The sequence below is a fragment of the Peteryoungia desertarenae genome, from assembly GCF_005860795.2.
Classification (GTDB): Bacteria; Pseudomonadota; Alphaproteobacteria; order Rhizobiales; family Rhizobiaceae; genus Allorhizobium; species Allorhizobium desertarenae.
The window spans coordinates 1,281,467-1,294,711 of the sequence record NZ_CP058350.1 but is presented as its reverse complement, the minus strand read 5'-3'; the positions used below and the strand labels follow the sequence as shown (position 1 = coordinate 1,294,711).

At 59.4% G+C, this 13,245-nt stretch carries 14 protein-coding genes; 13 read left to right on the top strand and 1 reads right to left on the bottom strand.

The window, feature by feature from the left end; translation table 11 throughout:
- The first annotated feature begins 217 nt into the window (after nucleotides 1–217).
- The 13 genes from FE840_RS06105 (at nucleotide 218) to FE840_RS06045 (ending at nucleotide 12,702) form a co-directional block, all read left to right on the top strand.
- Nucleotides 218–580: a septal ring lytic transglycosylase RlpA family protein gene (locus tag FE840_RS06105; RefSeq protein ID WP_138285723.1), complete on the top strand. Its 363-nt coding sequence runs from the start codon at nucleotides 218–220 to the stop codon at nucleotides 578–580.
- 107 nt (nucleotides 581–687) lie between these two features.
- Nucleotides 688–1,980 carry an RsmB/NOP family class I SAM-dependent RNA methyltransferase gene (locus FE840_RS06100; RefSeq protein WP_138285724.1) on the top strand — a complete coding sequence of 431 codons (1,293 nt, stop codon included), beginning with the start codon at nucleotides 688–690 and terminating at the stop codon, nucleotides 1,978–1,980.
- Nucleotides 1,981–2,104: 124 nt separating this feature from the next.
- A complete protein-coding gene (locus FE840_RS06095; protein WP_138285725.1) occupies nucleotides 2,105–3,385 on the top strand; it encodes an imelysin family protein in 1,281 nt (426 codons plus the stop codon).
- Nucleotides 3,386–3,429: 44 nt separating this feature from the next.
- Nucleotides 3,430–4,968 carry a di-heme oxidoreductase family protein gene (locus FE840_RS06090; protein WP_138285726.1) on the top strand — a complete coding sequence of 513 codons (1,539 nt, stop codon included), beginning with the start codon at nucleotides 3,430–3,432 and terminating at the stop codon, nucleotides 4,966–4,968.
- Nucleotides 4,968–6,065, top strand: coding sequence for an imelysin family protein (locus FE840_RS06085; RefSeq protein ID WP_138285727.1), 1,098 nt, complete (start codon nucleotides 4,968–4,970; stop codon nucleotides 6,063–6,065). The genes FE840_RS06090 and FE840_RS06085 overlap by 1 nt, the downstream gene beginning before the upstream one ends.
- Before the next feature lies 1 nt (nucleotide 6,066).
- Entirely contained in the window at nucleotides 6,067–7,146 is a 1,080-nt protein-coding gene (locus FE840_RS06080) for a DUF1513 domain-containing protein (RefSeq protein WP_138285728.1), read from the top strand.
- A gap of 38 nt (nucleotides 7,147–7,184) precedes the next feature.
- Nucleotides 7,185–7,637, top strand: a complete 453-nt coding sequence (locus FE840_RS06075; RefSeq protein WP_138285729.1) for a TspO/MBR family protein — start codon at nucleotides 7,185–7,187, stop codon at nucleotides 7,635–7,637.
- A gap of 72 nt (nucleotides 7,638–7,709) precedes the next feature.
- Nucleotides 7,710–8,159 carry a PaaI family thioesterase gene (locus FE840_RS06070; RefSeq protein WP_138285730.1) on the top strand — a complete coding sequence of 150 codons (450 nt, stop codon included), beginning with the start codon at nucleotides 7,710–7,712 and terminating at the stop codon, nucleotides 8,157–8,159.
- Nucleotides 8,156–8,794, top strand: coding sequence for a 5'-methylthioadenosine/S-adenosylhomocysteine nucleosidase (locus FE840_RS06065; protein WP_138285731.1), 639 nt, complete (start codon nucleotides 8,156–8,158; stop codon nucleotides 8,792–8,794). Before FE840_RS06070 ends, FE840_RS06065 begins: the two co-directional genes overlap by 4 nt.
- A gap of 76 nt (nucleotides 8,795–8,870) precedes the next feature.
- Nucleotides 8,871–10,451, top strand: a complete 1,581-nt coding sequence (gene guaA, locus FE840_RS06060; protein WP_138285732.1) for a glutamine-hydrolyzing GMP synthase — start codon at nucleotides 8,871–8,873, stop codon at nucleotides 10,449–10,451.
- Between the two features lie 112 nt (nucleotides 10,452–10,563).
- The gene (locus tag FE840_RS06055) at nucleotides 10,564–10,911 is read left to right on the top strand and encodes an ArsC family reductase (RefSeq protein ID WP_138285733.1); all 348 of its coding nucleotides are present in this window, start codon (nucleotides 10,564–10,566) and stop codon (nucleotides 10,909–10,911) included.
- Nucleotides 10,912–10,915: 4 nt separating this feature from the next.
- A complete protein-coding gene (gene ybaK / locus FE840_RS06050; RefSeq protein ID WP_138285734.1) occupies nucleotides 10,916–11,389 on the top strand; it encodes a Cys-tRNA(Pro) deacylase in 474 nt (157 codons plus the stop codon).
- Between the two features lie 62 nt (nucleotides 11,390–11,451).
- Entirely contained in the window at nucleotides 11,452–12,702 is a 1,251-nt protein-coding gene (locus tag FE840_RS06045) for an aminopeptidase (RefSeq protein WP_138285735.1), read from the top strand.
- 83 nt (nucleotides 12,703–12,785) lie between these two features.
- Here the strand turns inward: FE840_RS06045 and FE840_RS06040 are convergent, their stop codons facing one another.
- Nucleotides 12,786–13,124, bottom strand: a complete 339-nt coding sequence (locus tag FE840_RS06040) for a hypothetical protein (protein WP_138285736.1) — start codon at nucleotides 13,122–13,124, stop codon at nucleotides 12,786–12,788.
- Nucleotides 13,125–13,245: the final 121 nt, after the last annotated feature.

Genomic DNA, 13,245 nt, shown 5'->3' with positions numbered 1-13,245 from the left:
CATTGACTGGAATGAACTTGCGCCTTCTCGTCTGAAATCACATGATTTTTCTTTAGGTTTGGCATCCCTAATTGACGTAGTACCCGCACGCGCGAGTCACGAATGTATCGTTCAGAAATATTTTGTGATAATATATAAGCAAGTTTTTGCCATTTTTGCCCTGCCTTAGCGTCCTGACGCAAAATCCTTCTCTCTTCAGCGATCAGGGAAATCCAAATTGAAGACTATCCGGCGCTCTATTTTCACAACGGCAGTTCTGGCAACTCTTACTTTCGCACTTCCCGTAAATGCTTTCGCGGCAACCGGCTGTGGGAGCGCTTCCTGGTATGCCCTGACGTCGAAGACCGCCTCGGGCGAGCGCATGAACCCGGCCAAGCTGACAGCCGCCCATCGCACGATGAAGTTCGGGACGAAGCTCAAGGTTACCAACCCGAAGAACGGCAAGAGCGTTGTCGTTCGCATCAACGACCGGGGCCCATTCATCAAGGGACGCGTGCTCGATCTTTCCAAGGCTGCGGCTCAGAATATTGGCATGATCCGTGCCGGCCACGCAAAGGTTTGCTACGAAGTCATCGGCTGAGGACAAAGGGCCACCTGCAATAGCGACCGTCTGCGGCAGGCGCAATCTGCTTGCTCTTGACGTCTTTCGCCGCTACCACGCAGTCTTCTTGAATGGGGAGAATGACCATGCGCTTGGGCGGCCGCCTTGCTGGCGCGATCGAGGTTTTGAATGACATCGAGACGCGCCGCCGACCAGTTGCCGATGCCTTGAAGGATTGGGGACTGTCCCATCGCTTTGCCGGGTCAGGAGACCGGGCGGCGATCGGGAACATTGTTTATGACGCCCTGCGCATGAAGCTGTCCCATGCCTTCCTGATGGACGATGACAGCGCTGCTGCGCTCGGATGGGCCGTCCTGCTCCGCCAATGGGGCTTTTCGCTCGAGGCACTCGAACAGGAACTGGACGGCGACAACTTTGCCCCCGCTCCATTGACTGACAGCCAGCGTCACGCCTTTACCAGTCGTGACCTTGCCGATGCGCCGCTTCATGTGCAGGGCGACATTCCCGACTGGGTGCAGCCGGCGTTCGAAACCGCCTTTGGCGAAGACTGGCTGAAGGAAGCTCAGGCGCTTGCGACGCGACCGACGCTGGATCTGCGGGTCAATACGCTGAAGGCCAATCGCGAAAAGGTGCTCAAAGCTCTGGACCGGTCCGGAGCCAAGGCCTCTGATATCGCACGCTTCGGCATGCGGGTCCCGGCTGGTGAAGGCCCGTCGCGACTTCCCAATGTCACCGCCGAACTCAGCTTCCAGAAAGGCTGGTTCGAAGTGCAGGACGAAGGATCTCAGATCGTTGCCGATCTCGTTGAGCCGCGTGAAGGTGAGCAGGTCCTGGATTTTTGTGCCGGCGGCGGCGGCAAGACCCTTGCCATGGCAGCGGCCATGAACAACAAGGGCCAGGTCCACGCCTTCGATGCCGACCGCAAGCGCCTTGCGCCCATCATCGAGCGCCTGAAGCGGGCGGGTACACATAATGTGCAGGTCCATGACAATCCGAAGTCACTTGCGGCACTCAAGGATCGCTTTGATCAGGTCCTGGTTGATGCCCCCTGCACCGGCACCGGCACCTGGCGCCGTCGGCCCGATACGAAGTGGCGGCTCACAGATCGCAATCTGCAGGAACGGATCGTTCAGCAGCAGGAAGCCCTTGCTGAAGCTGCACGCTTTGTGAAGCCCGGTGGATCTTTGCTCTATGTCACCTGTTCGGTCCTGCCAACAGAAAATGACGATCAGGTCGAACAGTTCTGCCGGGACAATCCCGGTTTCGAGATCGTTCCTGTGCTTGATCAATGGACAAGGCTCTTTGGAAAGGAGGCTCCGACGCCGCGTTCGAAAGATGGTCAAACCGTCACACTCAGTCCGGCCAGCATGGATACCGACGGCTTCTTTTTCTGCCGAATGAAACGGCGCGCCGAGTGATCTTGATCATCGTCAAGTAATGGGTAGTTTCGTAATCTCGACTATTTGACACCAGTTTCTTTTTCGGCCAAGACAGGCGTGTTCGTTCATCGAAATGGCGCGCCTGCGCGTCGAAGGAGAAATCATGTTCCGGAAAAACATCCTCGGCGCCTCTATGGCGCTCCTGGTGGCTTCCGCCGCTTTCACAGCTGGTCCGGCTGTTGCTGCACCAAGTCAGAGCGACGTGCTCACGCATTATGCTGCGCTGGCGCACGCCAAGTATGAAGACTCGCTGACGACCGCCAAGGCACTGGACGCCGCGATCGACGCACTGATTGCCTCACCGAGCGAGGACACGCTAAAGGCGGCCCGCGCGGCCTGGATCGCTGCCCGCGTGCCCTATCAGCAGTCCGAAGTCTATCGTTTCGGCAATCCGATCGTCGATGACTGGGAAGGCAAGGTGAATGCCTGGCCGCTCGATGAAGGCCTGATCGACTATGTCGACGCCGGCTATGGTGTCGAAAGCGACAGCAACAGCCTCTATGTCGCCAATATCATTGCCAACCCGAAAATTGCGATCAATGGCGCTGAGGTGGACGCAAGCGTCATCACACCGGCCTTGCTATCGGATACACTGCACGAGGCGGGCGAAGTCGAGGCGAATGTTGCGACCGGCTATCACGCCATCGAATTCCTGCTCTGGGGCCAGGATCTGAATGGCACGGGGCCTGGTGCTGGCAAGCGTCCCTACACGGATTTCGACACAGCTAATTGCACCAATGGCAATTGCGATCGCCGCGCCGCCTATTTGAAGGCGGCGTCCGAGCTTCTGATTTCCGATCTGGAGGAAATGGTGGCGGCCTGGGCGCCTGAGGGTGAGGCGACAAAGGCTGTCATGGCTGACGAGAAAGCCGGCATTTCCGCGATCCTGACCGGCATGGGCTCTCTGTCCTACGGCGAACTTGCCGGCGAGCGCATGAAGCTCGGCCTTCTCCTGCATGACCCGGAAGAGGAGCATGATTGCTTCTCGGACAACACACATGCCTCCCATCTGAACGATGCCGTGGGCATCGCCTCGGCCTACACGGGTGAATACACCCGCGTCGACGGCACGAAGATGACCGGCCCGTCCGTTTCGGAACTGGTTGTCGAGAAAGATGCGGCTCTCGATGCTGAAATGAAGGCCAAGCTGACGAAAACGCTCGATGCCATGAACGCCATGGCAAAGCGGGCGGAAACCGTGGAAGCCTATGACCAGATGATCGGCGAGGGCAACGCGGAAGGCAATGCCACGGTTCAGGCAGCCATTGACGGGCTGATCGACCAGACCCAGACCATCGAGCGCGTCATTGCGTCGCTCGACCTGGGTACGATCGAGCTTGAAGGTTCCGACAGCCTTGATAATCCAAATGCTGTTTTCCAATAAGTAACAAGGACGGGTCATCCCTTGCGGGTGACCCGAGGCCTGCCATGGCACTTTGCTTTCGAACCGCTTCGTCTGTCGCAGCCATCCTGATGGCGGCTGCAACGAGTTTCGCCGCCGCTGTTCCTGCCTCTGCAGAGGGACCACCAAAGCGCACAGATCTGAATGCCAAGGACCTCGCCCGCGTTCTGGCCGTGACGCGGTTGACGGATGATTTTTCGAAAGCCGAAGCCTTCGAGGCCATGCCGGGCGGCGCTTCGACATCGACCCATGGCGTGACTGGCGATGCATTTTCCCATTTCTCGGCCAATATCACCTTTGGCGAGGAGAAAGACTTCAAGCTCGGCAATGCGCTGTTTCGCAAGCTCTGGGTATCCTCCCCCTCTTCCACACAGGCCTCCGATGGTCTGGGTCCGCTGTTCAACGCGCGGGCCTGTCAGAGCTGCCACCTGAGGGATGGGCGCGGCCATCCGCCGGAAGGCGATGATGACGCAACATCCATGTTCCTGCGATTGGCACGCACGCCGGCCAATGCCGAAGAACAGGCCAGGCTGGACGCGTTCGAGATCATGAGCCTGCCTGATCCTGTCTATGGTGGGCAGTTCCAGGATCAGGCTGTTCCAGGGCTCAAGGCCGAAGGCCGGATGGTCATCACTTATGTCGAGGAGCAGGTGACCATAGCCGGAGGCGAGATCGTCAGCCTTCGCAAGCCGACCTATTCGGTCAGCGATCTTGGCTATGGCCCGCTCGACCCGACCACAACGCTGTCGCCCCGCATCGCCAATCCGATGATCGGCCTCGGTCTGATCGAGGCCATTCCAGCAGAAGACATCCTCGCCTTTGCCGATCCAAAGGATGAAGATGGCGACGGCATCTCCGGTCGGGCCGCCCGTGCGCGCGACCACCGGACGGGCGAGATCCTGCTCGGGCGGTTTGGCTGGAAGGCGCAAAACGGATCGGTGCGCGACCAGAGCTCCGGTGCCTTTGCGGGTGATATCGGCATTTCCAGCCCCGATGATCCGCGCCATTTCGGCGACTGCACCGAAAAGCAGGCAGATTGTCTGGCGCTCGCCACCGGTGTGCAACCGAGGCTTGGCAACACCGAGGCACCAGACCCGGTCATGGAGCTCGTGACCTTCTATGCCAAGAACCTCGCGCCCCCTGCCCGGCGCGGTGTCGATGATCCGGAGGTTCTCGCAGGCAAGAAGATCTTTTATGAAACAGGCTGTGTCGCGTGCCACAGGCCGAAATATGTCACCAGCCGCAAGGCGGACAACAAGGCACAGGCCTTCCAACTCATCTGGCCCTATTCGGACTTCCTGCTTCATGACATGGGCGAAGGCCTTGCGGATGGCCAGCAGGTGGGGGATGCGAACGGCCGGGAATGGCGCACGCCGCCGCTCTGGGGGATCGGGCTGACGGAAGTGGTCAACGGTCATACCTTCTTCCTGCATGATGGGCGGGCCCGCAACCTGACCGAAGCCATTCTCTGGCATGGTGGAGAGGCCGAGGCTGCCCGTAACGCATTTGCCAATGCGGAGCCTGAAGAGCGAAGAGCCCTGATCAAATTCCTGGAGTCCCTTTGATGCGTCTGATCCTCACATGTGCCTTCAGCATTCTTGTGGCCACTCAAGCGACAGCACAGGAAAGCATGGCCTTGTCAGATCCGAATGACGACAAAGTACCCGCCGTGATGGCACGCGCCGTCGATGATTTCATCAAGCCAGGCTATCGCCGATTTGTCACGGAAGCTCGGGAACTTGAAAACGCCATCGGTGATCTCTGCCGCGATGCTTCCGAAGAGAGGCTGACTGCAGCCCGCAACGCCTTTGATGACACGGTGGACGCATGGTCAAACATTGAAATCCTTCGGATCGGCCCGGTCATCGAGGACAACCGCTTTGAGCGCATCCTGTTCTACCCCGACCGCAAGAGCACCGGGCTGAAGCAGGTTCAGGCCGTGCTGGCGAAGCCTGATGACAGCGTCACTTCCGTTGCAACACTGAACGGCAAGAGCGTTGCCATGCAGGGTCTGGGCGCTGCCGAATATGTTCTTTTCGGAACCGGCTCCGAAACGCTCTTGTCCGACAGCGGGCAGTTTCGTTGCCGCTATGCTGAGGCCATCGCCGGCAATCTGGCGAGGGTCGGCGACGAGCTTGTTGACGCATGGGATGATCCGGAGGGCATTCAGGCCGCCTGGAAAACGCCCGGAGCCGACAATCCTGTCTTCCGCGACAATCAAGAAGCCGCCAAAGCTCTTCTCGGTGTCCTTGTTCATGCGGCAGAGACCGTTCGCGACCAGCGGATCGAAGGTTTCTACAAGGGGCCGAACAAACGCGCCCTGCCGAAACAGGCGATCTACTGGCGCTCGGGTAACAGCCTGCGCTCGATTACGGCGAACGTGGAGGGCATCCGGGCGCTTCTCCAGCAATCCGGCCTTGTCGAACTCTTGCCAGAAGACAGCCGCTCCGTTGTCTCATCGATTGATTTCGTGACCAATGCCATCATCCGTGTCGCGAACGAGACCACGGCGGATGTGAGCCGAGCCGTGGAGGATCCGGTCGAGATGGCGCGGCTCGATTTCCTGCTCTTCAACACGCGGGACCTTATTCTCAGGCTCAACAACGATCTTGGCGGCGCCATGGGTCTTTCGGCCGGCTTCTCCTTTTCCGATGGGGATTGAGATGCGCGGGACCGGGCTCATCGAGAGACGGCAGTTCATCCGGGCCGCAGGGGCAGCCTTCGTTGCCAGTCTTGCGCCCTCCGCCGCTTTCGCGCTGTCGCGAGCAGAGGCCGTTTTCGCCACCGGCCTGCGCCATCCCGATGGACGCTTCGCCATCGGTCTCCTGACAGAGCGTGGTGACTTCATCAGTGAAATTTCGCTACCTGGCCGCATTCATGGGCTTTGCGTCAGCAGGGTTGCGGGCCTCGCTGTGGCCTTTGCGAGGCGACCCGGTACATTCGCTGTGATTTTCGACCAGAAGGGCCACGCGGCACCCCGGATCATCAGCGCGCCGGAAGGTCGCCATTTCTTCGGCCATGGCTCCTTCTCGCCCGATGGCCGGCTGCTCTATGCCAGTGAAAACGACTTCGATGCCAATCGTGGCATGATCGGGATCTATGACGCGGCGGACAGCTTCAACCGCATCGGCGAGGTGCCTGCGCATGGTATCGGCACGCATGACATGACGGTGTCCGATGACGGGAAGCTGCTGCTGATCGCCAATGGCGGTATTGAAACCCATCCGGATTTTGGTCGAACCAAGCTCAATCTCGACCATATGGAGCCCTCACTGGTCATCGCCGATGCAGCAACAGGCTCCGTCATTCAGAAGCACAGCCTGCCAGAGGCGCTTCGTCAGCTTTCCACCCGCCATCTGGCCCTGGCCGATAATGGCCGCATCTGGTTTGCCTGCCAGTATGAAGGGCCCCGAAACGAACGGCCACCGCTTGTCGGTTATTTTGCCAGGGGCGAAGATTTGACGCTGGTCGACCTACCGGACGAGACCACGGACCGAATGGGCAATTATGTCGGTGCCATTGCCGTCAATAATGCGCTCGGCCTTGTTGGCCTCTCCTCTCCAAGCAAAGGGCTCAGCATCACGCTGGACGGACGGACTGGCTCGCTGCTTGAAGAGCGTGTCCTTCTGGACGCTGCAGGGATTGCCGCATCGGCCCAAGGTTTTGCCCTCTCTTCCTATCGTGGTGATTTTGCCGATAGACGGCATGATCTTGCCTTTGACCAGCACATAATGCGGCTTTGACCCTTGGCATCATCCGTCTGGCACACTAGGTCCGGTGCATGAAAACAGTTTTGACCTATGCCCTCTTTATCGCCTTTGTCGTCATGGCCGGCCTGTTGTCCGGCCTCACAAACATGCCGGGTGAATGGTACAGCACCCTGGAGAAGCCTTTCTTCAACCCGCCTTCCTGGGTCTTTGGGCCTGTCTGGACCATCCTTTATGTGCTGATCGGTATTGCAGGCGCCCGGATCTGGCAGCTTTCGCCGCGTTCGGCGGCCATGCAGGTGTGGTTTGCCCAGTTTGCACTGAACATGTTGTGGTCACCGACCTTTTTCGGCATGCAGAGCCCCGCACTCGGGCTTTTTGTCATCTTCCCGCTGCTTGCTTCGGTCCTTGTCTTCATCGCAAAGGCTAGACGGATTGACCCTCTGTCCTCCTGGCTCTTCGTTCCCTATGCGGCCTGGGTGGGCTTCGCGACCTTGCTCAACGCAACGCTCTTCCTGATGAACTGATTTCCCGATCTGCAGCGCTTGCCGACTCTTGTCGTCCATGCCAATTTCCCGCCTTCAAAGGGGCGCTGCAACATGGATGACATTGACGACGAAGCAATCAGCCGACGCATCCGGCAAAGCTTTGCGCGCCAGGGGGCGATGAAGACAATTGGTGCGGAAATCTCTCGGATCAGCCCGGGCGTGGTCGAGATCGAACTCGGCTATGACGAAGGCCTGACGCAGCAGCACGGATTTCTTCATGCCGGCGTGATTTCGGCGGCCCTCGACAGCGCATCGAGCTATGCCGCCTATACGCTGATCGATACCGACGCCTCGCTGCTCACGATCGAGTTCAAGATCAATCTGATGTCGCCCGGGCGTGGCGAACGCTTTCTGTTTCGCAGCGAAATCACCAAGCCGGGCACCAACATCATCGTCGCCGATGGCCGGGGTTATGCCCTGACCGATGGACCCGCCAAGCTGATTGCCTCCATGACCAGCACGATGATGGTCATTCGCGGGCGAGAGGGTATTTCCGGATGAGTTTTGAAGTGAAGTCCGTCGCCGGCAAGTCCGTGCTCTTCGTCATGGCAGCCAGCGCCGAATATGGTCCGTTTCTCAAGACGCGGATCCAGCCGCTGATGACCGGCGTGGGGCCGGTGGAGGCTGCGGTTGTTCTGACACGCACCCTGAGCGAGCTTTCCGCCGGCGGCGAACGCCCCGATCTCGTTGTCTCGCTGGGTTCTGCGGGCTCTTCAACGCTGGAGCAGGCGGAAGTCTATCAGGTGTCGGCTGTTTCCTATCGCGACATGGATGCCTCTGCCTTCGGCTTCGAGAAAGGCCGCACGCCCTTTCTCGATCTTCCGGCCTCGGTCGAACTGCCGCTGCGCATCCCGGCCATTCCGGCTGCGACGCTTTCCACCGGTGCGAATGTGGTTTCCGGTTCGGCCTATCAGTCCATTGATGCGGATATGGTCGATATGGAGACCTTCGCGATTTTGCGGGCTTGCCAGAATTTCGAGATCCCCCTGATCGGTTTGCGCGGCATTTCGGATGGCCGCCACGACGTCAACCACATCGACGACTGGACGCAATATCTGCATGTCATCGACAAGAAACTGGCGCTCGCGGTGGATGGTCTGCAAACAGCCTTGGAAGACGGTGTCTTCTGGTTCTGAGCAGGCGCACAAAAAATCCAAGTCTGGCAGGCATTCTGCCATTGAAACAAGGCCCGGTTTTCTTTAAAGGCTCGCCATGACCCAGACAGCCCATCACGATCGCCTCCTCATCATCGATTTCGGCTCCCAGGTGACGCAACTGATCGCGCGGCGGCTGCGCGAATTGAGCGTTTATTGCGAAATCCATCCCTATCAAAACGTCACGGACGCCTTTCTGGCTGACTTCAAGCCCAAGGCCGTGATCTTCTCGGGTGGCCCGGATTCGGTGACACGCGAAGGCTCACCCCGTCCGCCGAAGTCAGTCTATTCGCTTGGCGTTCCGCTGCTCGGCATCTGCTACGGCCAGCAGGTCATGATGCAGGATCTGGGTGGTCAGGTCGAAGGCGGCAAGATTTCTGGCGGTGGCGGCACGGCTGAGTTCGGTCGTGCCTATGTGGCACCGGCAGATCAGACCGATCCCTTCCTCACCGGCTGGTTCTCGGAAGGCCGTGAGCAGGTCTGGATGAGCCATGGCGACCATGTGAGCCGCATTGCACCTGGCTTCGAAGTCTATGGCACCTCGCCCAACGCGCCTTTCGCAATCACCGCCGATCCGAAGCGCCATTTCTATGCCGTGCAATTCCACCCGGAAGTGCACCACACCCCGAACGGCAAGACGCTTTACGAGAACTTCGTGAAGCTCGCAGGCTTCAAGGGCGACTGGACCATGGGCGCCTATCGCGCCGAGGCGATTGCCAAGATCCGTGCCCAGGTTGGCGACAAGCGCGTGATCTGCGGCCTGTCGGGCGGGGTCGACAGCTCGGTTGCCGCCGTGCTCATTCATGAAGCCATCGGCGACCAGCTGACCTGCGTCTTCGTCGATCATGGGCTGCTGCGCCAGGGTGAGGCCGAAGAGGTCGTCACGATGTTCCGTGACAACTACAACATCCCGCTGATCCATGCCGATGAACAGGACCTCTTCCTTGGCGAGCTGGACGGTGTCTCGGACCCGGAAACCAAGCGAAAGATCATCGGCCGGCTGTTCATCGACGTGTTCCAGAAACACGCCAACACCATCGAGGGTGCCGAATTCCTGGCCCAGGGTACGCTTTATCCGGACGTGATCGAAAGTGTGTCCTTCTCGGGTGGTCCTTCCGTCACCATCAAGAGCCACCACAATGTCGGCGGCCTGCCGGAAAAGATGGGCCTGAAGCTGGTCGAACCCTTGCGCGAACTGTTCAAGGACGAAGTCCGTGCGCTCGGCCGCGAGCTTGGCCTGCCGGAGAAGTTCATCGGTCGCCACCCCTTCCCCGGTCCGGGTCTTGCCATTCGCTGCCCCGGCGAAATCACCCGCGAGAAGCTCGACATCCTGCGCAAGGCGGATGCCGTCTATATCGACCAGATCCGAAAGCATGGTCTTTATGACGAGATCTGGCAGGCTTTCGTCGCCATCCTTCCCGTCCGCACCGTTGGCGTGATGGGTGATGGGCGCACCTACGACTATGCCTGCGCCTTGCGTGCCGTCACCTCTGTCGATGGCATGACGGCGGATTATTATCCGTTCAGCCATGAATTCCTCGGCGAGACGGCAACCCGCATCATCAACGAGGTCGAGGGTATCAACCGCGTGACCTACGACATCACGTCAAAGCCGCCGGGCACCATCGAGTGGGAGTGATCCATCCTCGCTGACGACGACGATTTGAAGGGTGGGCCTCGGCTCACCCTTTCTTGCATCGGTGTCTCAGTTTGCTATTCCTTCGGCCAGGATAGCGACGAGGAATTCCGGCATGACCACGATCTACGGCATCAAGAACTGCGACACGATGAAGAAGGCGCGCACCTGGCTCGAAGAAAACGGCGTGGCGCATGACTTTCATGATTACAAGGTGAAGGGCATCGACGCTGCGACGCTCGACGGCTGGATCGGCAAGGTCGGCTGGGAAGTGCTGCTCAACAAGGCCGGGACAACCTTCAAGAAGCTCGACGACGCGCAGAAGAACGATCTGGACGCGGCAAAGGCCAAGGCGCTGATGCTGGAGCAGCCATCGATGATCAAGCGGCCGGTGCTCGATGTGGACGGCGCGCTCGTGGTCGGCTTCAAGCCCGAGACCTATCAACAGACCTTCAAGGCCTGATCTCATGGCAAAGACCACCCGCGCCACGCAGTTTCTCGACAAGGCAGGCGTCGCCTATACCACCGCGACCTATGACTATGACCCGAATGCCGAGCGCATCGGGTTGCAGGCGGCGGAAGCGATCGGCGAGCATCCCTCGCGCGTTCTGAAGACGCTCATGGCTGAACTCGACGGTAAGCCGGTCTGTGTCGTCGTGCCCTCCGACAGGGAGGTGTCGATGAAGAAGCTGGCGAGTGCCTTCGGCGGAAAATCGGCAGCGATGATGAAGCCGGCAAATGCCGAAAAGCTCACCGGCTTCGTGGTCGGCGGTATCAGCCCCTTCGGCCAGAAGAAGCAGGTTCCCACCGCCATCGAGATAACCGCCATGGACGAGGCGCTCGTCTACATGAATGGCGGCCAGCGTGGGCTGCAGGTGCGGCTGTCGCCAAAGGATGCGATTGCCGCACTTGGCGCGATTGCGGCACCGCTGGTTGCCTGAGCCCTACACATTCACGAGGTTCGACACTAAGTCAGCCCTAGCCAATTGAACAGGAATGCCCCATGACCCTCCCCGATTACTCAGCCTCGATCGATCCGCAGAAGCTCGACAAGCTCGCCGAAGTGGCGGTGAAGGTCGGCCTTCAGTTGCAAAAGGGTCAGGATCTGGTGCTGACGGCACCCGTCCTTGCTCTGCCGCTCGTGCGCCTGATCACTGCCCATGCCTATCGCGCCGGGGCGGGCATCGTCACGACCTTCTATTCCGACGAGGAGACGACGCTTGCGCGCTATCGATTTGGCCATGACGACAGCTTTGATTGCGCCTCCGGCTGGCTCTATGAGGGGATGGCCAAGGCGTTTGCCGGGGGCGCTGCAAGGCTTGCCATTGCCGGCGACAATCCGATGCTGCTTTCGCAGGAAGACCCAACAAAGGTAGGCCGCGCCAATCGTGCCAATTCCATGGCCTACAAGCCGGCGCTGGAGCATATTTCCAATTTCGACATCAACTGGAACATCTGCTCCTATCCCAATCCGTCCTGGGCGAAACTCGTCTTCCCTGACATGCCAATCGAGGAGGCCGTGCGCAAGCTGGCCGATGCCATCTTTGCGGCCTCGCGCGTCGATCGTGACGATCCGGTCGCTGCCTGGGCCGAACACAATGCGGAACTGAAGAAGCGGTCGACCTGGCTGAACGGCGAGCGGTTTGCGGCGCTTCACTTTACCGGCCCCGGCACGGATCTGACGGTTGGGCTCGCCGACGGCCATGAATGGCATGGCGGCGCTTCAACGGCCAAGAACGGCGTGACCTGCAATCCGAACATCCCGACAGAAGAAGTCTTCACCACGCCGCATGCTCTGAAGGTCGAAGGGCATGTCTCCTCGACCAAGCCGCTTTCTCACCAGGGCACGCTGATCGACGATATCCAGGTGCGCTTTGAAGGCGGACGCATCGTCGAGGCAAAAGCGTCGAAGGGCGAGGCCGTGCTCAACAAGGTGCTCGACACCGACGAGGGCGCGAGACGTTTGGGCGAAGTGGCGCTTGTGCCGCACTCCTCTCCGATTTCGGCGTCAGGAGTCCTGTTCTACAACACCCTCTTCGACGAAAACGCCTCCTGCCATATCGCACTCGGCCAATGCTATTCGAAGTGCTTCCTCAATGGCGCCTCGCTCAGCCAGGATCAGATCAAGGCGCAGGGCGGCAATTCCTCGCTTATCCATATCGACTGGATGATCGGCTCGGACAAGGTCGACATCGACGGCATCCGGGCCGATGGCTCGAAGGTGCCCGTCATGCGCCGGGGCGAATGGGCCTGACCACTCGGCCACCGCCTTTCAGACAAGAAACCCCGCCCTGTTCACAAGGCGGGGTTTTCAGTCGATATTCATAGCAATCGCGATTAACGATAGTAGATGATCTTGCCGCCGGTCAGTGCTGTTTCGATCCAGAGGACATTCTTCGGCGCAATGCCGCGCACTTCAAGAGCTGCCTGCAGGCTTGGATCATCCATCACTTCGGCCTGTGCTTCTGCAAGGCTGTTTCCAGTCGGATAGATAACCTGTGCAGGCACCGCCCATTCGGAATTGCTGTGTCCGTCCGTGATCTGGATCGCCGTGACATTTCCGGCGTAACGCTTGCCAATCAGGATATCCATCAGGGTCCAGTCGCCTGCCTTGGCGGGCATGACGGCAAAGGCAAGAGCCGCGGATGTCGCGGCTATAAAAAGTCTGATCTTCATGTGAAACTCCATTTGCGCGAGGCCCGTTTCAAAGGCCATGCTCTGAATCACATGTAGGCTGATCTGACGGCAATTCCATGGCTTCAGGCGTCTGCTGCGGCTGACAGAAGATGCCAATGGC